Here is a 23870-nt window from a genome sequence, read left to right as displayed (position 1 = left end):
TCAGCGTCCCTTGAACGAGAACAGCCCGCTGGGCTTGACGAGAATGACCAGGATGACGACCCCGAAGACGACGGCGCGCGCCAGAATGTCGTTCGTCCCGATGGCCACCAGTGCATTGATTTCACCCAGAAGCCCTGAAGACAGGATTGTGCCGAAAAGGCTGCCGACCCCGCCTGTAACCACGACCATGAAGCCGTCAACGACCATCGTCGTGCCCATGTCGGGGAAGACGGTCTTGAAGCCGGACATCATGACGCCCGCGACGCCGGCAAGGCCGGAACCGAAAGCAAAAGTCATGGCATTGACGCGTTTCACGTCGATGCCGCAGGCTGCCGCCATTTCCGGGTTCCGGATGATGGCGCGAACCTGCATGCCGGCCGCCGTCCGGTAGAGAATGAACCATGTCGCCAGCGTTAGCGCGGCGGTAACCGCGATGGTGAAGGTTCGATACGCGTTGATGTCCGCACCGGCGAGCCTGAACGTGCCCTGCAGATACGAAGGTACCGCGACGTTTTGCAGTCCGGCTCCAAGGCCCTGGATATGAATTCCGAAAAACGACAGGCCGAATTCAAGCCTTACGGCTTGCTGCAAAAGCATGGCGATGCCCCATGTGGCGAGAAGCGTGTCCAGCAGGCGGCCGTAGAGCCGCCGCACGACCACCCGTTCGATCATCAGGCCGAGCAACGCCGTCACGACGAAAGCCAGCGGTATTGCGAGCAGAAGGCTTGCTTTCAGCCAAATGCCCGAGAGGACGGCGACGTATGCGCCAATCATCACCATTTCGCCGTGGGCCATGTTAATGACGCCCATGGCGCCGTAGGTAATGGCGAGGCCGAGTGCCACCAGAAGAAGGATCGAGCCGAGACTGAGGCCGATAAAGAGAATGTCGAGCATAACGGCACCGTTCATGAGAAGGGCAGGCCAGACTTTTTCTTGCTCCTTGCCAACCCCGAAAGCGGGTTGGCGCCGCGCAGAGGAAAAGCGCAGATCCGCCTTGCCGAGACATGGTCCCGCCACGCATGGATGGCGGGACGACGCGGGGAGGGATCAGCCCTTGAGCTTTGCTGCGTCGAGACCGTTGCCGGTGCAGAACAGATTGCTTTCCGCCTCGCCATAGGCCGAATAGGGCAGCGGCTTGATCGGCGCCGGGTAGGCGTTGACCACCTTGCTCTGGCCGTTCGGCTGCCATTGCCCGATGCGTGGCGTCAGCCAGCAATGCAGGTTGTCGGGGTCGGTGGTCACCTTGCCACCGGGCGCGTCATAGGTCTGGCCGCGAATGCCGGCCCGGATCGCGTCGGCTGACAGATCGCCGGATTTCTCGACCGCCTGCTTCCACAGAAATACCTGGAAATAGGCGGCCTCGAGCGAATGGTATGTCACGGCTTTCGGATCGTTGACGAACGTCCTGAAGCGGTCGATGAAGCTCTTGTTCGCGGGTGTTTCGATCGACATGAAATAGGGGAACGAGGTGTAGCTGCCTGCCGCATATTCGGCGCCCATGGCCGCGATCTCGATTTCAGACGTGACTGTCGCGCAGATCGGGATAACCTCCTGCGACAGGCCCTGGTTCTTGAATTCGCGGTAGAAGGCGATGATCGAGTCGCCGACCACGTTGGACAGAACCACGTCCGCGCCTGATTCCTTAATCTTGCTGACCATGACGGCCCATTCCGAGTGGCCAAGCTCCAGATATTCGTCCGCTACCCATTTTGCGCCGGCCGCCTCGATCAGTTTCTTGGAAACCTTGGCCATCTCGCGCGGATAGACATAGTTCGAGCCGACGATGAAGAACTTCTTCTTGCCCAGTTTTTGGACGATCCAGGGAATGTAGTTGGAGAGCTGCTGGTTCGGAACGGCGCCGGAATAGACGACGTTGCGCGAGCACTCGAAGCCTTCGTAATGCGTCTGGTAGAACAGCATCGCGCCGCGTCGTTCGAAGATCGGCAGCACGGCCTTGCGGCTGGCAGACGTGTGGCAGCCGAACACGGTGGAAATCTTGTCCTTGAGGATCAGCTTCGAAGCCTTTTCGCTGAAGGTCTTCGGATCCGAAGCCCCGTCTTCGACGACAACCTCGACCGGGCGGCCGAGAACGCCGCCGGCCGCGTTGATTTCGGCCACGGCCATCATGACACCGTTGGCCAGAAGCTTCTCGGCGACAGAAAGCCCACCCGTCTGGGAGTAGAGCGCACCGACCTTGATGGCATCGGCTGCAAAGGCCCGGCTGCCCAGAGCGGGCAAGGCGAGTGCGGCGGAAGCGGTGGCTGCGGTTTTCAGAAATTCACGTCTGTTGAACACCATCTTGGTTCCCCTTTTTTTGATTGGCGCACGCGGCGGCACTGCCTGGCCCAACGGCGAGGCTTTCGTGCCGAAAAAGTTGCTTGGAAGGCTGACGTCATTGTCAGCAGACAACAAAAAACCCGCGAGGCTTTTCACAGCCTGCGGGCACCTTTGCCATCACCGCATCACGGCTACGCCGCGTGCAACAGCGGCACATGGCTTCGCAAAACGAAGGGATGTGCCGAAGGTGTTTATTTGAAACACGTAAAAAACTAATCATGTTTTTGGGGCGGGCGCAAGAGCTGTTCGGCGTTGATAATCGAATTGGCGATTTCATCGATCGGCACGCGCCGGGCCATCGCCTGCTCGCGCATTTCGCGATACGCCTCATTCTCGCTGGTACCGCGATTGGCCATCAGAATGGCCTTGGCTCGGGCAAGCTTCTGGTCTCCCAGTACCTTGCGCTTATATTTGCGCGCTTCCTTGACGAGCTTTTGGCGCTCCAACCATAGACTGCGGGCGATGGCGAGATTGGTCAGCAGGCCGAACGGTTTGATCGGTCTTTCGACAATGGCGAGCGCGCCGCTTTCCAGAACGATCTGCAACGTCGAGGGGTTTTCGTAACCGACGATGGCGAGCATGGTCGGGGCAGGATTGGGGAAAGACTTCAGTAAGCGTTCGGTTTCCGGTCGCGCCTCATCTTCCATGGCAAGGAAGACGACATCAGTGCCATGCGGCAACTCGGCAGGCACTGGCCAGAGGCAACTGACTGTACAACCGATACGGCGCAGGTGATCGACGAGAAACTCTCCTTCTGATGTCCGGGGATGGATGACCAGAACCTTAAGATCGCGCAAATCTCTGAGAAGGGCGAAAGACATCGTCGCTCCTTCTCAGACCTGAACACGATGTGGGAAAGCCTGCGTCAAGTCCGGGCGATATTCGCGCATGAACGGATCTGGCGCCACCCGCAGCGACGGATCATAGACGATGTCGTAGTTGCCCTGCGCATTCACCCTTGCCACTCTTGGCCACAGATGCGTGTGGTTTGTCAGTCTGTCTATCTTCACGGCGCCCTGCGGGGCATCGTACTCGACATCATAGAGGGCCGGCAGAAGCTGCTCAAGCCCATCGCCACCGGCGCGCCGCAAAGCCGCCGCATAAAGATAGACTTGGAAATAGGCCGCTTCGGCCGGAGCAGTTGGCAGCATCTGCAGGCCGTATCGCTGTTGGTAAGCCGAGACGAAGGCACGAGCGCGGGGTGTATCCAGAGAGGCGAAGAAGGGGGCTGCGGTGATATGCCCCTCGGCCACCTCCGGTCGCATACGGATCACATCGGCCTCGCTTGTCGATTGGCTCGCGATCGGCATAGTCGCTGCATCGAATCCCGCCTCCTTGAACGCCGTGTAGAAGGGAATGATACCGTCGCCGACGATCGTCGAATAGATGACATCCGGCTGTGCCGCGCGAATATGCCGGATGATCTTGGCGACGTCCTCGGTTTTGAGGTTCAGCGGAACATACATCTCGTCCAGTACCTGTCCTCCCACCTGAAGAAAGAGGTCGCTGATCGTCCGGTTGGATTCATAAGGATAGACGTAGTTCGAGCCTACCAGAAAAACCCGTTTTCCATAATGCTTGGTGAGGAAATCGACCAATTGGACAGAGTTTTGATTGGGGGCTGCACCTGTGTAGATGCAGTGTCGGGAGTATTCGAATCCCTCGTACAGTGTCGGGTAGAACAGCAGCGCGTCACGGGCCTCGATGACGGGCAGAACGGCTTTGCGGGTGCTCGACATATGGCAACCGAAAACGACCCGGACCCGATCTTCGTCGCAAAGCCTGACCGCGAGCTCCTTGTATAGATTGGGAGTCGATTGCGGATCGTAGGCGACGGGCTCGATCGCCCGGCCGAGCACACCGCCCGCCGCATTGATTTCGTCGATCGCCAGCAAGCTCGCGGCCCTCTGGGTTTTTTCCACAGCTCCGGTCACGCCCGTTTCGGAGAACAGCACACCGACCCGCCAGCTTTCTGAATTCATCATCGCCACCAAAAAATAAAAAAGCTCCCGCCCGTTTCCGGTCGAGAGCTACCCTGCTCATGGAATATCAGCGACCCATTGGGGGCCTTCAGCTGATGATGTCAGTTTCTTTGTCCGGTGACAATAGCGGAACGAAAGGCCGTGCTTGGCGCGAAGACCCGCTGCCCCATGAGGCGCAGGCGCGCATCGACGACGACTGTTGACCTGGCTACCGGCAGTCAGAAGGGACAGACCATTGTTCGATAAGCCTTCTTCGTCACTCGGCGCGCCATCGTCTTGCAGCAACGCAAGTTGAGCAAAGCCGAAGTCGAATTCTACATTGGAGCGATAGCAACTTTAGACCGCGTCATTGCACGGAAAAAAGCGGCGAGGAGCCGCTTGCCGCTTCAAGCTCCTTGGCGCTCGATTGCAGCCAGGGAAAGATTTCCCTCATCCGGGCCTCGGTCATTCGCATGGTCGGTCCCGCTACACTCAGCGTCCCGATTGGCCGCCTGGTCGTGCGGCGCATGATGGGGATAGCCATGGCGGACGTCCCAACCGCATAGCTGTCGCGAACGCTGGCATAACCCTGTTGCCGCGCGATCTCGATTGCCTTCATCAATTCGGCAAAGGTTTGGGGGGCTCCGGAACCGAAGCCTGGCCGGTTGATATCCTGGTCGTTCACAAGCCGCCTGATCTCGGCATCCGGCAGGCAGCACAACCATGCCTGCCCGTTGGCGCTTGCCGGAAGATACACATCTGCGGCCGCTTCGGGATCGTAGAGCAGCCCGCTGCGTGCCCCTTGCGATTTCGCGACCCAGGTCAGTTTGTCGGTCGAAATGATCGCGATGCGGACAAGCTCTCCCGTCTTCTTGGCCAGATCATCCAATATAGGCTGCACGAGATCGGTGACACCGCTCGCTCCGAGAAAGGCCAGACCGAGCGCCGGCAGTTTGGGGCTCAGACGATAATATCCGTCCTTGCCCGATCCATGCACATAACCGGACGCGACGAGACTGGACAGAACGCGAACCGTTGCTGCGGCGGGGATCGCAAGCTGATCGGCAATTTCCGTGACGCTCAAACCCCAGGGATGCCCGGTCAGGAGTTCGAGAATGGCGATACCGCGGCTACGGCTGGACATGGGCTAAGCCTGCTCGAAAATGGGAAGACTGGAGCCGGTTTCAGAGACGTCCCTGCATGCCGCCTTCAGCAAATCGACGAACTGATCCATGCGTTGATTGTTCATGCGTATTGTCGGGCCGGCAACGCTGATCGTCCCGATTGCGGTTTTTGTGCCGGAGCGGAAAACCGGCGCGGCCATGGCGGACGTGCCGTCGACCCAGACATCGAAGATACGCGCGACACCGGTTTCTCGGGCCTGGTCGACATGTTCGAAAAGCTGCCGGAATGTCTTGGGGGCGTTCTTTCCGACGCCTTCGGATTGAAAACCTTGTTTCGCAACCAGCTGGATCGCCTCATCTTCCATCAACGTGGAAAGATAGGCGTGACCGTTGGATGTCGCCGCCAGATACACTTCCGGCCCCTCGTCGGGATTGTAGAGAAGGCCTCCACGAGCGCCCTGCGCCTTGATCAGGCGAAGAAGCTTCCCCCGCTCGACGACGGCGAGGACCACCAGTTCGCCCGTCTGCTCCGCCAGCCTGTCGATGATCGGCTGAAGCTGATTGGAGACGCCGGCGGTGGTCAGGAAACTGTAGCCCAGTGCGACGAGCTTGGCCGTCAGCCGATAGGCGGCGCCATCGTAATCCTGGCGGACGTAACCTTCTTCTTTCAGGTCGGCCAGCAGCCGATGCGTTGCGCTTCGCGGAATAGCCAGTTGATCGGCGATTTCCGAAAGCGGCAGGCCGAAAGAGTGCCGAGCCAAAAGCTCGATGATGGAAATCGCGCGGTCGGGTGAAAGCATCGGTGTCTGGTCAGCCATTTTATGAATCCTATTCCAATTGGAACGCAATGTCACTGCAATTGACAAGATGGAATGAGTTCCATATGAAACCAGTTCCATAAAGGCGTCACGGGGAGGAGCGCTTGAAAGCTATTGAGTTGCGCGCCTTTGACGGGCCGGAAACACTTATCTGCGAAGAAATTGCATTGCCGGCCAGGGGGCAAGGTGAGGTTCTGGTCAAAATCGCCTGCTGCGGCGTACGCCACCTCGACTTGATTCTACGATCCGGAATGCGTTCCAGAGTCAGCCTGCCGCGCGTTTTGGGGCATGAGCTGGCTGGGGAAGTCGTGGCGACCGGTCTGGGCGTGAATGGGTTCGCGGCTGGTGACGGGGTCACCGTCTTCAACTTCCAAGCCTGTGGCGAATGCGCCGATTGTTTGCGCGTCCTCGACTTCATGCATGCCAACGGCATCAAGCCTGAAATCTGGCGGCGGATGCCTCTCTCAGAGGCTGCCGAAGCACACCGTCAGTTGCACAAGCGAGGTGCGGTCGGCCGCATTCTTCTCGTTCCTTAGAATTACCCATAGCCGGAGGATGGAAGCCATGCTTCCCGGAAGTTATTTTGACGATTTCAATGTCGGTGACGAAAAGCTGACGCCGCGTGTAACGGTGACCGAAGGGCATATACTGGCCTATGCCGGCGTTGCGGGTGATTTTTCGCCGATCCATATGGATAATGTCTATGCCCAGACGACCGAGTTTGGCGGGCGCATCGCCCACGGTCTGATGGGACTCTCGCTAACCGATGGCCTCAAGGTTCAGTCGGCGACCTTCCGGGGCGGGATCGCATTGAGCTGGTCCTGGGCTTTCAAGCAGCCGATCCGCATTGGTGACACTCTGCAGGCGCGTATCCGCATCAAGGAAACGCGTCCGTCCCGGAGCAAGCCGGAAATGGGGATCATCATCATGGCGATCGACCTCGTCAATCAGCGTGACGAGGTGGTTCAGACTGGCGAACACGGACTGATGGTGCCCCGCCGGCCGGCCGGTGAAGGCGCGGGAGCGCCCGCATGAGCCGCAACAAGTTCATGACGGCCGATGAGGCCGTAAAGCTCATCAAGGATAGCGATACGGTCGCCCTGATCGGCGGCGGCGGCGGCCTGATGGAAGCGACCCATACCTTCCGCGCCGTGTCGCGCCGTTTTCTGGAAACGAGCACGCCGCGCAATCTGACGGTCGTGCATGCGCTCGGCATCGGCGACAAGAAACAGGAAGGCATGAACCACTTCGCCCATGAAGGTCTGGTGAAGCGGGTCATCGGCGGTCACTGGGTCTGGTCTCCGAAGATGCAGGAGATGGCACGCGACGAGAAGATCGAGGCCTATGTCCTGCCGAGCGGTTGCGTCATGCAGCTCTATCGCGAGATCGGCGGCGGTCGTCCGGGGCTCTTCACGCATGTCGGTCTCGGAACCTTTGTCGACCCGCGCCAGCATGGCGGCAAAATGAACAAGTCGGCAAAAGAAGATCTCGTTGAAGTCACCAATATCGGCGGCAAGGAAATGCTCTGGTATAAGTCCTTCCCGATCAACGTGGCCATTATCCGCGGCTCGTTCGGGGATGCGGAGGGCAATATCAGCCTCGACCAGGAGGCCGCCAATCTCGATATCTATGCGGCGGCGCTCGCCGCGCATAATTCCGGCGGGATCGTGATCGCTCAGGTGCGCACGGCGGTCGATCCAAATTCGCTGCCGGCGCGTTCGGTGCGGGTGCCGGGCGCCATCGTCGATGCCGTCGTGGTCGATCCCGATCAGCGTCCGAGCTACGACCTGCCTTACGATCCCACCTTGTCCGGCGAGAGACGGGGTCCGATCACGCTCGATCCGCCGGAGCCGTTGAACATTCGCAGCTTGATCGCTCGCCGCGCCCATAAGGAACTCAAGGACGGAGCGGTCATCAATTTCGGGGTCGGAATCGGCGAAGGCGTCGCCAAGATGGTTTCCGACCGGGGCGAAGTCGGACGTTATTACCAGACGATCGAACACGGAACCTATGGCGGTTCGCTGCTGGTCGGCCTGCTGTTCGGTTTTGCCCGCAGCCCATCCGCTATGATCGATGGCCCGTCGCAATTCGATTTCTACGCAGGCGGCGGACTGGATCTGGCCTTCCTCGGCTTCGGTGAACTCGACGCGATCGGCAATGTTAACGTGTCGAAACTTGGAGGGCTGACGGTCGGGCCGGGCGGCTTCATGGATATTGCCCAGAACGCCAAGCGCGTCGTTTTTTGCGGTACGTTCGATACCAAGGGATCGGCGATCGACATCTCGCCAGCCGGCGTGAAGATCAAACGCGCGGGCGGCGTCCGGAAGCTCGTTCAATCGGTGGAGCAGATCACCTATTCGGGCCGGCAGGCTTTGAAACGTGGCCATTCCGCTGTGTTTGTGACCGAGCGTGCCGTGTTCGAATTGGCCGAGGATGGCCTGATCCTCAAGGAAGTCGCTCCGGGCATCGATATCCAGCAGGATATTCTCGACCGGATGGATTTCACGCCCCTGATACCGAAGCCGCCGGTCCTGATGGATCGAGATCTGTTTACCGACTGAGTGGGAAATTCGGGATCGGGGCAGGAGGGAAGTCACCCTCCCTCAATCGATCCATGGCGAATGAAATGAGTATCCGCAACCGGAGCCAAAAGAACGGAGGGCGTCTGATGAAGATTGGAATCGATTCATATTGCTACCATCGCTTCTTTGGCGAGATTTACGCAAGCCTGGAAACCGGCCTGGCAACACGTCTCACCAAGGGGAACCTTTCGACAAGGCAAAGCTTGCCGGTGCGGAAAGTTTTCCGATCAAAGGTTTCCTGCCTCGCGATCCCGCTGCTGTGTCTCTCCTGCGCGAAAGATTGTCCGCAAGCGGTATCGACTGCGTTTTGGCTTGGGGGCATCCGAATGGGAGGGTCTCTTCATGATGCGCAACATGATTGACACTCCCGATGGCAGAACGCAGGTCTTCGTCATTATCGGAGACCCTGTCACGCAGGTTCAGGCGCCGCAATTGATGAATGCGGTCTTCGCGAAAGCGGGCAGTAATTCGCTCATGGTTCCGATGCAGGTTTCCAGCGACGATGCGCCGGCGCTGATCCGCGCGCTGAAGTCTGCCGGCAATGTCGGCGGCTTTCTCGCCACCATTCCCCATAAATTCGAGCTTCTGTCCCATGCCAATCATATCGGTGCGGTGGCGGAGGCCGCAGGTTGTGCCAATGCGCTGCGCCGCAATGCCGACGGATCCTGGTCGACGGAAAATTTCGACGGGATCGGGTTCGTGACGGGCATGAAAAATGTCGGGCACGCAATCGGCGGGAAGACGGTTGCGGTCTATGGCGCGGGTGGCGCCGGTTCATCGATCGCCGCGGCGCTGCTCGATGCGGGAGCGGAGCAGGTGCGGATTTCCGACGTGTCGCAGCCGCGATGCGAACAATTATGCGCGCGTCTGGAGCGACACTGGCCGGGACGGGCGATCGCGGTGGCTGCCGGCCGGCATCTGGAGGTCGATATCGTCATCAATGCGACACCGATGGGGCTTGGCGAGGGGGACCCGTTGCCATTCACGCTCGAGGGGTTGAACCCGAATGCGGTCGTGGCGGAAATCATCATGAAGCCAGCCGAGACACGCCTGTTGCGCGAGGCAAGGGCGCGCGGATTCAAAACCCAGGCCGGTTTTGCGATGTTGGCACCGCAGATCGACCTATACCGACAGTTTTTCCGCATTCCCGACACAGACGCCGCCGGCAATTCCAGCGAAGCCGTGTCTTCCGGAGGTTTTCAGCCGTGAGCTACAAGTTCGATTTCGGGGTTCTCCTGCCCTATTGGCCGCAACTGCTGCATGCTTGCCTGTTGACACTCTGGCTGGCCGCCACCGCTGTCATCTGTGGCTTCATCATCGGTATCATCACGGTGGTGGCGCGTAAAAGCGGCCTGACGTTTTTGCGCACCATCGCGCTGACCTATATCGAGATCATCCGGAATACGCCGTTCCTCGTGCAGGTTTTCTTCATCTTCTTCGGATTGCCGACGGTCGGCATCAGCTTTACGCCCTGGACGGCCGCGTTCCTTGCGCTCAGCTTGAATTGCGGAGCCTTCTCGGCGGAAATCATCCGCGGCGGCGTGGACGCGATCCCGCGCGGGCAGTTTGAGGCGGGTGCGGCACTCGGCCTGAAACCTCTGCAAGTCTTCCGCTATATCATTCTGAAACCCGCTTTGCGGGTCATCTATCCGGCATTGTCGGGCCAGTTTGTGCTGGCCTTGCTGACGACGAGCATCGTGTCATCGATCTCCGCCGAGGAGCTGACCTCCACCGCGCAGCTCCTCGATAGCGATCTGTTTCGCAGCTTCGAGATCTATATCGTCGCCACCCTTCTCTATTTCGCGCTTTCGACGATTTTCTCCTTTATTTTCAAAGGGATCGATCGCGTGTTCTTCTCTTACCCGATCAAGTGAGGCTGACAGGATGATCCGTGATTTCGGTTTACTGGAAGTTCTCACCATCCTTCAAGGCATGTGGACGACGCTCGCGCTCTCGGCCGTCGCCTTCATTGGTGGAGGAACATTCGGCACGCTCGTAGCACTGGTGCGCACTTCGCCCTGGAAATGGCTCCGCGTGGCCGCCGCCGCCTATATCGACTTTTTCCAGGGCACGCCGATGCTCATGCAGTTGTTCCTGGTCTATTACGGACTGCCGGTCTTCGGCTTCCATGTCAGCGCGTGGACGGCGGTTGCCATCGGCCTGACCTTCCATGCCAGCGCTTTTCTGGGCGAAATCTGGCGCGGTGGTATCCAGGCCGTTCCGAAAGGCCAGAGCGAAGCGGCTTCGGCGCTCGGTCTTGGCTATATCGATCGGATGCGCGATGTCGTTTTGCCGCAGGCCATCAAGCTGTCTTTCGCACCGACCGTCGGCTTTCTGGTCCAGCTCATCAAGGGCACGTCGCTGGCCGCGATCATCGGCTTCGTCGAATTGTCCCGCAGCGCACAGATCGTTGCGAGCACGACCTACAAGCCGCTGATCGCCTACGGTCTGGCCGGCGCCTTCTACTTTGCCATTTGCTTCCCGCTCTCCAGAGCGAGCGCTTACTTTGAGCGCCGCTTCTCCCTGAAAACTTGAACTGTTTAACCGCGGCAGCAAGCCGCTTCTTGAGGAGGAAACAGCATGAAAAACATCGTCAACACGCGCTCGGGCAAGATCGGCCGCCGCATTCTCATCGCCGCCATCGGCGGCCTGATGGCGCTGCCGTTGCTTGCGGATACGACTGCAGCGCAGACCGTCAAGGAAATCAAGGAACGCAAGGTTTTGAAGGCCGGCGTCCAGGTTGCCCAGGTTCCGTGGGGTTATACCGACGAAACCGGCAAACTCACCGGCTTCGACGTTGAGTTCGTCCGTTCGGTTGCAAAGGATCTCGGTGTCGAGGTCGAATTCGTGCCGGTAACGCCCGCGAACCGCATCGCAACTCTGCAGACCGGCCAGGTCGATCTTCTTGCAGCCGTCATGGGCATCTTCCCGGATCGCCAAAAGGTCGTTCTCTTTTCCCGCCCTTACGCAAACAACGACAACGTCTTCATCGGCAAAGCCGATCTGAAGGCGAGCGGGTGGGCCGATCTGAAGGGTGCCCGCGTCGGCGTTCCGCGCGGCACGCCGCAGGATAAGGCAATCACTGCCGCCAATTCCGGTGCGACGATCCAGCGTTTCGATGACGACGCGTCCACTGTCCAGGCGCTGATCTCCGGACAGGTCGATATCATCGGCGCGGCCTTCACCCAGATGGGCAATATCGAAAAGGTCACCGGTGCCGGCAAGTTCCAGCAGAAATTCGTCCTCAACCGCGTCTTCAATGGCGCTGCCGTTCGCCAGGACTCCCGTGAGTTCGCCGAGTACCTGAACACGTTCATCGGCAAGCAGATCGAGAACGGCGAGCTGCCCAAGCTCTACAAGCAGTGGATCGGCAAAGACATTGGCGCCAAGCTCCCGACGACGGGAGAGGGGGATGCGCCGCTTCCTGTCGATATCACCAAGTAAGTCACAGAACCGGACCGGCTTCGGGCGGTCCGGACCTTCGGCAGGAGCGACCATGACCACGACGGCACAACCGCATATCCATGTTGCGGACACCGGTACAACAGGCCAGGATCCGATCATTCGGATCAGCAACCTTCAGAAATACTACGGCGCCTTCCATGCGCTCAAGAACATCAATCTCGACGTGCGCAAAGGCGAGCGTATCGTGGTCTGCGGACCATCCGGCTCCGGCAAGTCGACGATAATCCGCTGCATCAACCGTATCGAACAGTTCGAGTCCGGCAGCATTGTCGTGGATGGCATTTCGCTCGGGGAGAGCATGCGAAACGTCAACGCGGTGCGCGCCGAAGTGGGCATGGTATTTCAGCAGTTCAATCTGTTCCCGCATCTGACGGTACTTCAGAATTGCATGCTGGCGCCTATGCGGGTTCGTGGCACCTCGAAGAAGGATGCCGAAATCATCGCCATGAAATATCTGGAGCGTGTGCGTATTCCCGAGCAGGCGAACAAATACCCGGCCCAGCTTTCGGGTGGCCAGCAACAACGCGTCGCGATCGCGCGAGCCTTGTGCATGACGCCCAAGATCATGCTGTTTGACGAGCCGACATCGGCACTCGACCCCGAAATGGTCAAGGAAGTGCTCGATACGATGATCAGCCTCGCCCAGGAAGGCATGACGATGCTCTGTGTTACCCACGAAATGGGCTTCGCCCGTCAGGTCGCGGACCGCGTCATTTTCATGGATGCCGGTGAGATCATCGAAATGGCGAAGCCGCAAGAATTCTTCTCGCAGCCGAAAAACGAGCGCACCCGCAATTTTCTCGGCCAGATCCTGAACCATTGAGCATTGGGACAGGGTGTCCCTTTTTGCAAATTCCAGCAACCGTCTAGACAAGGTCTTTTCCGTACGCGCCGCAGCTCGCTGATGAAAGAACTCGACCTGTGGTCTCGGGCAAGGCTGAAAAAGGTTTGAAAATGCAGTATACTCGCTTGGGAAATACCGGCCTTCAGGTTTCAAGACTTTGCCTTGGGTGCCTTGCATACGGGACGCCTGGAAAGGGACCGCAGACATGGTCTCTGTCGGAGGACGGTTCCCGGCCCTTCATAAAGAAAGCGTTGGAAGCGGGGATCAACTTCTTCGATACGGCGAACACCTATTCGCTGGGCGCGAGTGAAGAGATGCTGGGTCGGGCGATCAGGGATTTCGCTCGTCGGGAAGATGTGGTTATCGCAACCAAGGTCGGATTGCCGATGCGCGCCGGGCCCAATGGGACCGGGCTTTCGCGAAAAGCGATCATGGCCGAAGTCGATGCCAGCCTGAAGCGTCTCGGTACCGACTATATCGACCTGTATCAAACCCACCGCTGGGACTATAACACGCCGATAGAAGAGACGATGGAAGCGCTGCATGACGTCGTCAAGGCGGGGAAGGCCAGATATATCGGCGGATCGTCGATGTTTGCCTGGCAATTCAGCAAGGCGCTTTATGTTGCGAAGATAAATGGGTGGACACCCTTCGCGACCATGCAGAACCAGCTCAATCTCCTTTATCGCGAGGAAGAGCGTGAAATGCTGCCGCTCTGCCAGGATCAGGCGATCGGCGTTCTGCCATGGAGCCCGTTGGCGCGCGGGCGTCTGTCGAGGGCGCCCAGCAGCGTACCCGCCTCGGCGCGAGACGAACAGGACAGCTACGGCCACGGCCTTTTCAAGGCGACGATCGAGGCCGACCGGAAGGTGATCGAAGCGGTTGGCTCCGTTGCGGAAAAGCGGGGATTGCCCTATGCGCAGGTCGCCCTTGCCTGGGTCCTCCAGAAGCAGCCGGTCGTGGCGCCCATCGTCGGCGCCACGAAGCTGCACCACCTCGACGACGCGCTGAACGCACTCGATCTGACGCTGACGTTGGAAGAGATTGCCGCGCTTGAGGCGCCTTACGTGCCCCACGACATCACTGCATTTTCCTGAACAGGCAAGCATCCATAGGTCACAGGAGATCGCCATGAGAACTTCCATAGCCACGGTTTCGATCAGCGGGGAACTGCCGGAGAAGCTGGAAGCGATTGCCAAGGCCGGTTTTGATGGGGTGGAGATCTTCGAGAACGATTTCCTCGCCTTCGACGGCAGCCCCGCCGATGTCGGGAAAATGGTTCGGGATCACGGGCTGGAGATCACCCTGTTCCAGCCGTTCCGCGACTTCGAGGGCATGCCCGCCTCGCATCGGAGCCGCACCTTCGATCGCGCCGAACGCAAGTTCGACGTCATGCAGGAACTCGGCACCGATCTCGTGCTCGTCTGCTCCAACGTCTCGCCGGTCTCGCTTGGCGGCATCGACCGGGCGGCCGCCGATTTCCACGAACTCGGCGAACGGGCCGCCAGACGCGGGTTGAAAGTGGGTTACGAGGCGCTCGCCTGGGGCCGGCATATCAACGACCACCGCGATGCCTGGGAGATCGTGCGGCGTGCCGACCACCCGAATATCGGCCTCATCCTCGACAGCTTTCACACGCTGTCGCGCAAGATCGACATCAATTCGATCCGCTCCATCCCGAAGGACAAGATCTTCATCGTGCAGCTCGCCGATGCGCCGCTGATCGACATGGACCTGCTCTACTGGTCGCGGCATTTCCGCAACATGCCGGGCGAGGGCGATCTGCCGGTGACGGCCTTTACCACCGCGATCGCCGAGACCGGCTACGACGGGTATTTCTCGCTGGAGATCTTCAACGACCAGTTCCGCGGCGGCTCCAGCCGGGCGATTGCCGATGACGGCTACCGCTCGCTGATCTATCTCGGCGACCAGGTGCGGCGCAGCCCGAACGCTTCGGGCCTGACGGTCCGCGACATGCCGGACCGCGCTTGCGTCAAGGGTGTCGGTTTCGTGGAATTCTCTTCCGACGAAAACGATGCGGCCGAGCTTGCCGCGATCCTTCGAACGCTCGGTTTCCGCAAGACGGCGAAACACAGGACGAAGAAGGTCAGCCTCTACAGCCAGGGCGATATCCGTCTCCTCGTCAACACCGACGAGAAGGGGTTTGCCAATGCTTCGTTTGCCGTCCACGGTACCTCGGCCTATGCGATGGCGCTCGTCGTCGAGGATGCCGCGCAGGCGTTCGAGCGGGCTGTGGCGCTCGGGGCCGAACCGTTCCGGCAGCCGGTGGCGGAAGGCGAGGTGCAGATACCGGCGATCCGCGGCGTCGGCGGCGGGCTCGTCTACCTGATCGACGACCAGGGCAATCTCGGCCGCTTTTCCGAGATCGACTTCCAGCCCGTCAGCGAAGACGGTGAGGCCGAGGTGGCGCCGGCGCATCTCAGGCACGTCGACCATATCGCCCAGACGGTCGCCTACGAGGAGATGCTCACCTGGCTGCTCTTCTACACCTCGATCTTCGAGACGCGGAAGACGCCGATGGTCGACATCATCGATCCGGCCGGCGTGATACGCAGCCAGGTGGTCGAAAACGCTTCCGGCACGCTCAGGATCACCTTGAACGGCGCCGAGAACCGCCGCACGCTGGCGGGGCATTTCATCGCCGAAAAATTCGGTTCCGGCGTCCAGCATCTCGCCTTCCACACCGACGACATCTTTGCGACGGCCGCTGCACTGCGCAAGAACGGGTTCAAGCCGCTTGCCATCTCGCCCAACTATTACGGCGACGTCGAAGCCCGTTTCGGTCTCGATGCGGAGCTTTCGGAACGGCTGAAGGAAGAGAACATCCTCTACGACCGCGACGAGCATGGCGAATATTTCCAGCTCTACAGCATGACCTATGGCGAAGGTTTCTTCTTCGAGATCGTCGAACGGCGCGGTTATCGCGGCTACGGCGCCCCGAACGCCATCTTCCGGATCGCCGCGCTCAAGAAGGCGCTTCGGCCGGAAGGCATGCCGACAAGGTAACTCGTCATGGTTGGGATTTTCGTTTGAAAACGCACCGGCAGCGCGATCTCGCGATGCGGTCGATGTCTTCCAGTCGAATGTAAAGTCTCCGCTCCCATCATGTTGCGCTTCTGCGCGGTCAGTTCAACAGGATGCGCCCTCCGGAAGCTGCGGATCGCTTGACGGCGTCGATGACCTTGAGGGTCTGAAGGCCTTCGCGGCCGCTGACCAGCGGCTGCTCCTCGCCCCGGATGACCTTGCAGAACTGCCTGATCTGCAGGACGAGCGGATCCTGCTCCTCGACATCGATCCGTTCGTTCTCGAAGGGTTCCCACCAGCTTCGCTTAACGGGGTTGCGCCAGATTTCGAGAGACGGAATAGCCAGGGAGCCATGGGTCCCGCCGATGACGTAGCAGGCCTCGTCGGCTTTTGGATAAACGGGGTTCTCGCCGGTGGTCATCTCCCAGCTCCAAGGGGCGACGACGGAGTCGGAAACCGATGCTGTGGCGAGAATGCCGTTGCTGAACTCGATGAGGATCACGGCTGTTTCCTCGACGGCGTTGCCGCGAACCGCATTGGACTCGCGCGCCTGCACAGCGGCGATGTCGCCGAAGAGGTAGCGAAGGTTGTCGACGTCGTGGATGAGGTTCAGAAAAACCGGGCCGGCTCCGGCCTCTCGACGCCAGGCAATGTCGAAGTAATCGTCCGGCTTGAACAGCCAGAACATCGCGTTGACAACGAGCACGCGTCCGAGCCGGCCGCTGTCGATAATTTCCTTTGCTTTCTGTATCATCGGATTGTGGCGCCGATGGTGCCCGGTCAGAAGCGGAACGCCCTTGGCTTCCGCGGCGGCGATGAGCCGCTCGCCAGACGCGATATCGCCCGCGATCGGCTTTTCGATCAGGGCCGGTATGCCGGCTTCGACCGCTTCCCATCCATTCTGGACATGAACCTGATTGGGTGTCGCGACGATAATCCCGTCGGGCCGATCGACGGCAATCATCTCGGCGAAGCTTGCGAACCACTTGACGCCCGCTTCCGCCGCAATCTCCTGCCCGATCGGTGTGGGATCGACCACCGCACGGAGTATCGCGCCGGGTTCATTCAAGACATGCTGGATATGCCGTTTCCCAATAAGGCCGGCACCAAGCACAGCCAATCTGACTGGTGTTGTCATAGCGGCTTCATTTCTTCTCGGCGGTCTTAATCAGGGTCGCTACGCGGCGGATGCCGAGCTGGTATCCTTCGGTACCGAGGCCGCAGATCACGCCCTCTGCGCGGTGCGAGACAAACGAGTGATGCCGGAAGCTTTCGCGCTTGTGGACATTGGAAATGTGGATCTCGATGACCGGGCCTTCGAATGTGTTCAAAGCGTCGAGAATGGCCAGTGAAGTATGTGTGAAAGCCGCCGGATTGATGACGATACCCGCGCCATCTTCCCGTGCCTCGTGAATCCAGTCAATGATTTCGTACTCCCGGTTGCTCTGATGGAAGCGGATCTCGTGCCCTAGTTCCGTTGCCACTTTCCGGCAATCGGCTTCGACATCGGCAAGGGTTTCATAGCCGTAGATATGCGGCTGACGCTTGCCGAGCAGGTTGAGATTGGGACCATTCAAGACGTAGATCAGGCTCACGAGAACTCCTCTATTCATGAAGCCGGCGTTTCAGGCGAGTGTGCTCTCCTGAAACGCAAGGGTGGGGTCGGATTCGTAAAGATCGACGCGAAGGCCGAGCCGGCCTTCGGTCAATGCAGGGGCGGCGGCGGCGCGCGCCTCGTCAAAAACGGCTTTCAGAAGCTTCTGCTTGGTTTCCAACGGGCGGCCGGGCGCCATGCGGATGATGATCTGGATGAACTGATTGTCGGGGTGCTCGTCACCGACGCAGGAAAAGCTTGCTTCCCGCGCAAGCGTCCGTACGGCTTTCCGTTCAACGATGCCTGCGTCGGGAATGCAGCAGTGAACCGCTGCCGTCAAGGCATCCATGGCGACCCGATCGCCGGCGCCCCGGCTGTAGTCAATGATCACATGCGGCATCGTCGGAGGCCTTTCAAAACGTCGCGCGGCAAAGCTCGGCGAAATGACGGGACATCCGCTCAGCATCCGGTTCGATGCCGGTAAAGAGCTTGAAGGCTGCTGCAGCCTGGAACACGGTCATGCCGCCACCTGGAAGGGTTCGGCATCCTTTTTTCCGCGCCAGCGCGAGAAGTTCGGTTTCCAGCGGCATATATACGATATCTGCAACCCAATGGCGCTGATCGAGCCAGACCGCATCGATCGGCAGGCCAGGATGGCTTTTCATGCCGATGGGCGTGGCATGTATCAGGCCGTCGGCAAGGCGCATTGCTGCGCCTATGTCGGTGATCGCGTCCGCGCATTGCCGGGAGAACCGATCATTCAATCGGGACGCCAGAAGCTCGGCGCGCTGGCTGTCCCGGTCGAAGATCGAAAGCCGTTCGATCCCGAGCTTGATTGCCGCATGTGCGACCGCGACGCCGGCGCCGCCAGCTCCCAACAGAACGGCACGAGATCTTGCCACATCCGGCAGGCCGCACTCGAAATTCTTATAGAAGCCATACCAATCGGTGTTGTGGCCGATCCGCTCGCCGTTCTGGAAGACCACGGTATTGACGGCGCCTAACATCTCGGCATCCTCGGAAAGCCGCGTCAAGTGGACGATAACGGTCTGCTTGCAGGGATGAGTTATGTTGCTTCCGGCAAATCCCCGCCGCTCCTCTTCGTCGAGAAGTGCGGGGAGGGCGGATGCCGGCAGGCTGCGTTCCGTCAGATCGAGAAGCTCGTATCGGTAGTCGAGTCCCTGGTGCCGACCTTCCACTTCATGAAGCGCCGGCGATTTCGACATCTGGATATCCGCGCCTATAAGACCGACACGAAATTGCTGGTTGTTCATGGGGCATACTCTCTTCAGGCCGGCCTAATGATGAGCGAGAATTTCACCGAGGAAGGTCTTGGTGCGTTCATGCTTCGGCGATTTGAAGAAGATTTCCGGCTCCGCTTCTTCGATGATCTCGCCGGACGCCATGAAGATGACGCGGTCTGCCACCTGACGGGCGAAGCCCATTTCGTGGGTAACACAAATCATCGTCATCCCGTCGCGGGCCAGCGAGATCATCGTATCGAGCACCTCCTTGACCATTTCGGGATCAAGCGCGGAGGTCGGCTCGTCGAACAACATCACTTTCGGTTCCATGCAGAGCGCGCGGGCGATGGCGACGCGCTGTTGCTGGCCGCCCGAAAGCTGCGCCGGATATTTTTCCGCCTGATCGAGGATCCGGACCCGTTCGAGATATTTCCGCGCCAGTTTTTCGGCATCCGCCCGGCTTGTTCCCCTCACCCGCATCGGCGCCAGGGAGCAGTTCTGCAAAACTGTCATGTGCGGAAAGAGATTGAAGCTCTGAAACACCATGCCGACTTCGCGGCGGATCGCATCCACGGCCTTGCTGCTGCCGTCCAGCAACTGACCTTCAACGGTTACGCGACCATCCTGGATTGTCTCGAGCGCATTGATGCATCGGATCAAGGTCGATTTACCGGAGCCGGACGGTCCGCAAAGAACGATCTTCTCGCCTTTGCGGACCGACAGATCGATGGCCTTCAATGCATGAAAGGCGCCGTACCATTTCTCCACTTTTTCAAGTGAAATGAGCGTCGACTGGTCTATGACGGAATTGGCCACGGCACCCTCCTTACGATCTTCAGTTAACGGTGAACGGAATGTTCGGTACGGAATCCGGGAACTTCGGCAGTTCGATACCCATCCATTTTTTGGTAATCGCGGCCAGTTCGCCACTGGCCTTGATCTTGTCGATGAAGGCGTTGACCGTGGCGTTCCAGTCTTTTTCACCAAGCCGTGTTCCAACGCCGTTGTAGGTCGTCAGAAACTCGATCTTGCGCTCGTATTTCCCGGAGGCCGCCGCATCGAGCCGCTGGCCGTAGAACTGGTTGCCGCCGACTGCCTTGACCTGGCCGGAAATCAGGGCCTGGATCGTTGCGGCGTCGTCATCGAAACGACGAACGGTCGCGGTCGATCCGACGGCGTCGCTGACTGCCTTGTCCTGCGAACTCGACTTCGGCACGCCGATTTCCCAGCCCGCCAGATCGGCGACGGCCTGTGCCTTGTCGGCCTTTGCCGCGTAGAGAGCGATGGTGTTGGCGGCATAGGGCTTGCTGTACTGGATCGACTTGGCGCGCTCCTCGGTCATTGCCATCGTGGCGAACAGAATGTCCACCTTGCCGGTAGTCAGCGCCGGGATGCGGTTGGCGACTGCGAGCGGCTGGAACTGGACCTTGACGCCAAGCTCCTTGGCGAAAAGCGTTGCCACGTCGGCATCGAAGCCGTCCTGGGTGCCGCTCGAGTTGACGAAACCCCAGGGTGCGTTGTCGCCCTGGATGCCGACGACGATCGTGCCCTTGGACTTGATCTCCACCACGCTCGCGGCCGAGGCCGTCACCGTGCCAACCAAGGCGAAGGCCGCGGTTGCGAGCGTGATACCCATGAATTTCCTGCGATTGTATTGCATTTCATTCTCCTCCTCTTTGATATTGCTTCGTGGGAAGCTTCAGCGGACCGCCTTGGCCATCCGTTTCTCAAGGCCGGTCCCGAAATGGGAGAGGGGCCAGCAAATGATGAAGTAGATCACGCCGACGATCCCGAAGACGAGAAGCGGCCTGTAGGTCTGGTTGGATATGATCTGCCCGGCGCGGGCGAGTTCGATAAAGCCGACGATCGCTGCGAGCGACGTGCCTTTGATCAGTTGCACCAGGAAACCGATGGTCGCCGGCATGGAGATCTTGAGTGCCTGCGGCAGGATGACATCCTTCATCCGCGACACGTAGTGCAGTCCTAGCGCATTCGCGGCCTCGGCTTGCCCCTTCGGAACAGCCTCGATTGAACCGCGCCATATCTCGCCGAGAAACGCGCTGGCGTGGAGAGTGAAAGCGATCGCGACAGCAAGCCAGGCGCTAACATCGATGCCGATCAGCGCGACGCCGTAATAGACGACGAACAATTGCATCAGAAGCGGCGTACCCTGGAACAGGGCGATATAGGCAGCGGACGCGGCTCTCGCAGCGGCGTTTCGTGAAGTGCGGATCAGTGCGATCAGCATGCCGAAAATACCGCCACCGATGAAGCCGATGACCGCAAGTAAAGCCGTCCACTTGAGCCCTTGCAGAAGGAACAGGAATTCGTTGGCGCCGATAGGTCCCATGGTAGATTCTCCTATCGTGCCGGGTAGCTGAAATAGCGACGGGAAATCATGGCGAAAATGCCCATCATGACGCTCGATATGACGAGGTAGATCCCGGTGACCGAGAAATAGACTTCGAAGCTTCTGAACGTATCGGACTCGATCCGCTGGGCCGCCGAGGTCAGTTCATAAGCTGCAATAGAAGTGCAGACCGATGTCGTGAGCGTCAGCATGATGAACTGGCTTGTCAGCGACGGATAGATTGCGCGCAGCGCCGGCTTAAGCACGATGAGGCGGAATACATCAGCCTTGTGCAAGCCAAGCGCGTAGCCTGCCTCGACCTGACCCTTGCTGATGCTTTCGACGCCGCCCCGGATAATCTCGATCGCATAGGCGCCGCCATTGATGCCGAGCGCGATGATCGCCGTTGTCGTCGGATTGAGGCGGATGCCCATCAGGGGCAGGGCAAAATAGATATAAAAGATCTGCACCAGAAACGGCGTGTTGCGCACGATTTCGACAAAGGCGATGACGGGAGCCCGCGCGATTTTGTTATGCGACGTCCGGGCGATGACACCCAGAATACCGATCAGCAGGGCGAGCGCCATGCCGGCAAATGCAAGGCCGAATGTTCCTAACATCGCCCACAGCAATTCGGGGGCGCGCTCGAAGACCGCACCGAAGTCGAACTTATAATTCATGGAAAAGCTTTCCTCCTCCCGGTACGGCCTCCACCGCGCCAGACCAAGAACGTCCTAGTTTCCTGATTGCAGAATTTTCCGCGCCTTCAGATTGAGATTTGTTAGATGCGCCAGCGGAGCCACGTCTCCGACCAACGGAACCTCCACCGATATCGCGGCCTTGTCGGCAAGTTTGCTCAGCAGTTCTTTCAGCGCCAGCTTACCGTCACCTGGAGCCAATCGTCCGGCCCGCGCTTCATTGATCATATCTTCGGGGCGCTTGGGTGCCGGCCCCATCACGTCGCAAAGCTGGACATGCCGCACGATATCCACGTTGATGTCGTCAACGTTTCCACCGTTTCTGAAGAAATGGATGGCGTCGATCAAGGCACCTGCATTGTCCTGGCGACAGACCTCGACGAGTGACGCACTCTCGCTGTAGGTCTTGACTGCACGCCAGCCCATGTTCTCAAGGTCGACGGCCATGCCGTAGCGTCCGGCAAGTTGGCAAAACTCGATGAAATTGCCGATCAGGTGGTCGCGATCGTCGTCATCGCCGCAGGTGGACAGGCGTCTGGCTCCGATATCTGCCGCCGCCGCAACGATGTGTTCAACCGAGGCCGCATTGAAATCCGGACCGATGATGAAGAACTCGATATCGAAGACCTTCATGCCTTCACTGTCGAGCAGGGTTCGAAATTCCGATGCTGCCTTACTGCCCTGCGGCAGTTCGTAGTAAGGCGCGCCCGCGAAGGCGGGATGCAGCCGAAGTCCAACGGAATTGAATCCCGCTGTTGCGGCATCCTTTACGAATTGCGCCGGTGGCAACTGGATTGCGGAGAAATGCGCAACGCCGACCGGGATGTCTTTCATCTGGGTGGCATGTGTCATCTCACGACCCCCGTGCGGGTCAGGTGACCAAGCAGATTGGTCCCTGTGCGATGGATGTGTTGACGGAGCTGCTCTGCGGCGTAATCACTATCTCTGGCAACCGCCCCCTGCGCGATCTCACTGTGCTCCTGGTTTACGTTTCGGTCGCCAGACGTTTGCGTCAGGAATGTTCTGCGATAACGGTCATTGAGATTGAGCAGCGTTTTGCAAAAATGAAGCAGGAGCGGTTTCCCGCAGCCTGAAATAAGTGTGAGATGGAAGTCCCGATGGACCGCTTCCCAATGCTCCAGCGTTTCCGGCTTATTCGCATCTCGTTCCGCGCGGTTGAGCTTGTGAAGCATGCGCATGACATTGCTTTCCCATTCCACATCGCCAACCCTGATGGACTCCTTCAGGGCGAAAACCTCGAATTCTTCACGCAGGCTGGTAATTTCCTCGAGATTTGCGAGCGAAACGGGTGAAACGCGATAGCCGCGATTGTCCTCGAACTCCACCAAACCATCGGAGATCAGGCGCGCAAGCCCTTCGCGCAAGGGGCTCAGGCTCACGTTGAAGGACTGCCGTGCCCTGTCGAGATTGATCTTGCTGCCAGCCTCAAGATCTCCCGAGATAATCGCTTCACGCAGCCGGGATGCCAACTGGCTGCCGATCGTGTTCTTCCCGTCATCGGAAAATCCGCTGTTTCCAGCTTGCTCGTTGGACAGGTTATGGGCTTCCGGCTGGTGCTTCATAAAACCTCCCAGGCAAAAGTCGCCTGCTGTCGATGATCGATAAGATAAACGATTATTCTTGTCAACAGGATCAAGGTAAAACGCCTATGGCCTGCGTAACTTTTGTATCATTTTACGATATAATCTTTATATATCAATGATATATGCGTACTTAAGCCATTCTCGGCGGCGCCTTCAGCATTTTCTGCGTCAATGGCAGCTTGACAAATAATCGATTATTCTTGT

Annotated in this window: 26 protein-coding genes; 10 read left to right on the top strand and 16 right to left on the bottom strand. The window is 59.1% G+C overall.

Annotation, left to right across the window (positions count from 1 at the left end; all coding sequences use genetic code 11):
- The 6 genes from urtB to ABCW43_RS26360 all read right to left on the bottom strand — a co-directional run bounded on the left by urtB (position 1) and on the right by ABCW43_RS26360 (position 6240).
- Positions 1 to 894, bottom strand: a complete 894-nt coding sequence (urtB, locus tag ABCW43_RS26385; protein WP_345930288.1) for an urea ABC transporter permease subunit UrtB — start codon at positions 892 to 894, stop codon at positions 1 to 3.
- Between the two features lie 153 nt (positions 895 to 1047).
- Positions 1048 to 2298: a transporter substrate-binding domain-containing protein gene (locus ABCW43_RS26380; protein ID WP_345930033.1), complete on the bottom strand. Its 1251-nt coding sequence runs from the start codon at positions 2296 to 2298 to the stop codon at positions 1048 to 1050.
- Positions 2299 to 2549: 251 nt separating this feature from the next.
- Positions 2550 to 3158 carry an ANTAR domain-containing response regulator gene (locus tag ABCW43_RS26375; RefSeq protein WP_210013579.1) on the bottom strand — a complete coding sequence of 203 codons (609 nt, stop codon included), beginning with the start codon at positions 3156 to 3158 and terminating at the stop codon, positions 2550 to 2552.
- Positions 3159 to 3170: 12 nt separating this feature from the next.
- Positions 3171 to 4322 carry a transporter substrate-binding domain-containing protein gene (locus ABCW43_RS26370; RefSeq protein ID WP_210013724.1) on the bottom strand — a complete coding sequence of 384 codons (1152 nt, stop codon included), beginning with the start codon at positions 4320 to 4322 and terminating at the stop codon, positions 3171 to 3173.
- 343 nt (positions 4323 to 4665) lie between these two features.
- Entirely contained in the window at positions 4666 to 5442 is a 777-nt protein-coding gene (locus ABCW43_RS26365; protein ID WP_345930028.1) for an IclR family transcriptional regulator, read from the bottom strand.
- 3 nt (positions 5443 to 5445) lie between these two features.
- A complete protein-coding gene (locus ABCW43_RS26360; RefSeq protein WP_345930026.1) occupies positions 5446 to 6240 on the bottom strand; it encodes an IclR family transcriptional regulator in 795 nt (264 codons plus the stop codon).
- Between the two features lie 104 nt (positions 6241 to 6344).
- Here ABCW43_RS26360 and ABCW43_RS26355 point away from each other — a divergent pair, with 104 nt between their 5' ends.
- The 10 genes from ABCW43_RS26355 (at position 6345) to ABCW43_RS26310 (ending at position 16158) form a co-directional block, all read left to right on the top strand.
- Positions 6345 to 6776, top strand: a complete 432-nt coding sequence (locus ABCW43_RS26355) for an alcohol dehydrogenase catalytic domain-containing protein (RefSeq protein ID WP_345930024.1) — start codon at positions 6345 to 6347, stop codon at positions 6774 to 6776.
- A 28-nt stretch (positions 6777 to 6804) separates the two neighbouring features.
- Entirely contained in the window at positions 6805 to 7275 is a 471-nt protein-coding gene (locus ABCW43_RS26350) for a MaoC family dehydratase (RefSeq protein WP_345930022.1), read from the top strand.
- Positions 7272 to 8801, top strand: a complete 1530-nt coding sequence (locus tag ABCW43_RS26345; RefSeq protein WP_345930020.1) for an acyl CoA:acetate/3-ketoacid CoA transferase — start codon at positions 7272 to 7274, stop codon at positions 8799 to 8801. Before ABCW43_RS26350 ends, ABCW43_RS26345 begins: the two co-directional genes overlap by 4 nt.
- 114 nt (positions 8802 to 8915) lie before the next feature.
- Entirely contained in the window at positions 8916 to 10031 is a 1116-nt protein-coding gene (locus ABCW43_RS26340; protein ID WP_345930019.1) for a shikimate dehydrogenase family protein, read from the top strand.
- Positions 10028 to 10696, top strand: a complete 669-nt coding sequence (locus ABCW43_RS26335) for an amino acid ABC transporter permease (RefSeq protein ID WP_345930017.1) — start codon at positions 10028 to 10030, stop codon at positions 10694 to 10696. The genes ABCW43_RS26340 and ABCW43_RS26335 overlap by 4 nt, the downstream gene beginning before the upstream one ends.
- A 13-nt stretch (positions 10697 to 10709) precedes the next feature.
- Positions 10710 to 11357: an amino acid ABC transporter permease gene (locus ABCW43_RS26330; RefSeq protein ID WP_445739009.1), complete on the top strand. Its 648-nt coding sequence runs from the start codon at positions 10710 to 10712 to the stop codon at positions 11355 to 11357.
- A gap of 45 nt (positions 11358 to 11402) precedes the next feature.
- Positions 11403 to 12266, top strand: coding sequence for a transporter substrate-binding domain-containing protein (locus ABCW43_RS26325; protein WP_345930014.1), 864 nt, complete (start codon positions 11403 to 11405; stop codon positions 12264 to 12266).
- Between the two features lie 52 nt (positions 12267 to 12318).
- The gene (locus ABCW43_RS26320; RefSeq protein WP_345930012.1) at positions 12319 to 13110 is read left to right on the top strand and encodes an amino acid ABC transporter ATP-binding protein; all 792 of its coding nucleotides are present in this window, start codon (positions 12319 to 12321) and stop codon (positions 13108 to 13110) included.
- A gap of 131 nt (positions 13111 to 13241) precedes the next feature.
- Positions 13242 to 14228 (top strand): aldo/keto reductase, encoded by a 987-nt coding sequence (locus ABCW43_RS26315; protein WP_345930010.1) that lies wholly within the window; start codon positions 13242 to 13244, stop codon positions 14226 to 14228.
- Positions 14229 to 14262: 34 nt separating this feature from the next.
- Positions 14263 to 16158, top strand: a complete 1896-nt coding sequence (locus ABCW43_RS26310) for a bifunctional sugar phosphate isomerase/epimerase/4-hydroxyphenylpyruvate dioxygenase family protein (RefSeq protein WP_345930008.1) — start codon at positions 14263 to 14265, stop codon at positions 16156 to 16158.
- Positions 16159 to 16276: 118 nt separating this feature from the next.
- Here the strand turns inward: ABCW43_RS26310 and ABCW43_RS26305 are convergent, their stop codons facing one another.
- Genes ABCW43_RS26305 through ABCW43_RS26260 form a run of 10 tightly spaced genes read right to left on the bottom strand, consistent with a single transcriptional unit; the run spans position 16277 to position 23645 of the window.
- Positions 16277 to 17314 (bottom strand): Gfo/Idh/MocA family protein, encoded by a 1038-nt coding sequence (locus ABCW43_RS26305; RefSeq protein WP_345930006.1) that lies wholly within the window; start codon positions 17312 to 17314, stop codon positions 16277 to 16279.
- Between the two features lie 7 nt (positions 17315 to 17321).
- On the bottom strand, positions 17322 to 17771 hold the full coding sequence (gene aroQ / locus ABCW43_RS26300) for a type II 3-dehydroquinate dehydratase (RefSeq protein WP_345930005.1): 450 nt from the start codon (positions 17769 to 17771) through the stop codon (positions 17322 to 17324).
- 30 nt (positions 17772 to 17801) lie between these two features.
- Positions 17802 to 18170 carry a tautomerase family protein gene (locus ABCW43_RS26295; RefSeq protein ID WP_345930003.1) on the bottom strand — a complete coding sequence of 123 codons (369 nt, stop codon included), beginning with the start codon at positions 18168 to 18170 and terminating at the stop codon, positions 17802 to 17804.
- 13 nt (positions 18171 to 18183) lie between these two features.
- Positions 18184 to 19044 (bottom strand): shikimate dehydrogenase, encoded by an 861-nt coding sequence (locus ABCW43_RS26290; protein WP_345930001.1) that lies wholly within the window; start codon positions 19042 to 19044, stop codon positions 18184 to 18186.
- A 24-nt stretch (positions 19045 to 19068) separates the two neighbouring features.
- Positions 19069 to 19830: an amino acid ABC transporter ATP-binding protein gene (locus tag ABCW43_RS26285; RefSeq protein WP_345930286.1), complete on the bottom strand. Its 762-nt coding sequence runs from the start codon at positions 19828 to 19830 to the stop codon at positions 19069 to 19071.
- A 19-nt stretch (positions 19831 to 19849) separates the two neighbouring features.
- Entirely contained in the window at positions 19850 to 20674 is an 825-nt protein-coding gene (locus ABCW43_RS26280; protein ID WP_345929999.1) for a transporter substrate-binding domain-containing protein, read from the bottom strand.
- 39 nt (positions 20675 to 20713) lie between these two features.
- Entirely contained in the window at positions 20714 to 21364 is a 651-nt protein-coding gene (locus ABCW43_RS26275) for an amino acid ABC transporter permease (protein ID WP_345929997.1), read from the bottom strand.
- An 11-nt stretch (positions 21365 to 21375) separates the two neighbouring features.
- Positions 21376 to 22044 (bottom strand): amino acid ABC transporter permease, encoded by a 669-nt coding sequence (locus tag ABCW43_RS26270; RefSeq protein ID WP_345929995.1) that lies wholly within the window; start codon positions 22042 to 22044, stop codon positions 21376 to 21378.
- A gap of 54 nt (positions 22045 to 22098) precedes the next feature.
- Entirely contained in the window at positions 22099 to 22914 is an 816-nt protein-coding gene (locus tag ABCW43_RS26265; protein WP_345929993.1) for a sugar phosphate isomerase/epimerase family protein, read from the bottom strand.
- The gene (locus ABCW43_RS26260; RefSeq protein ID WP_345929991.1) at positions 22911 to 23645 is read right to left on the bottom strand and encodes a GntR family transcriptional regulator; all 735 of its coding nucleotides are present in this window, start codon (positions 23643 to 23645) and stop codon (positions 22911 to 22913) included. Before ABCW43_RS26260 ends, ABCW43_RS26265 begins: the two co-directional genes overlap by 4 nt.
- Between the last annotated feature and the right edge of the window lie 225 nt (positions 23646 to 23870).

Origin of the sequence: Neorhizobium tunisiense, assembly GCF_039631515.1 — a bacterium.
GTDB lineage: Bacteria > Pseudomonadota > Alphaproteobacteria > Rhizobiales > Rhizobiaceae > Neorhizobium.
This window is presented reverse-complemented; position numbering and strand designations above follow the sequence as displayed.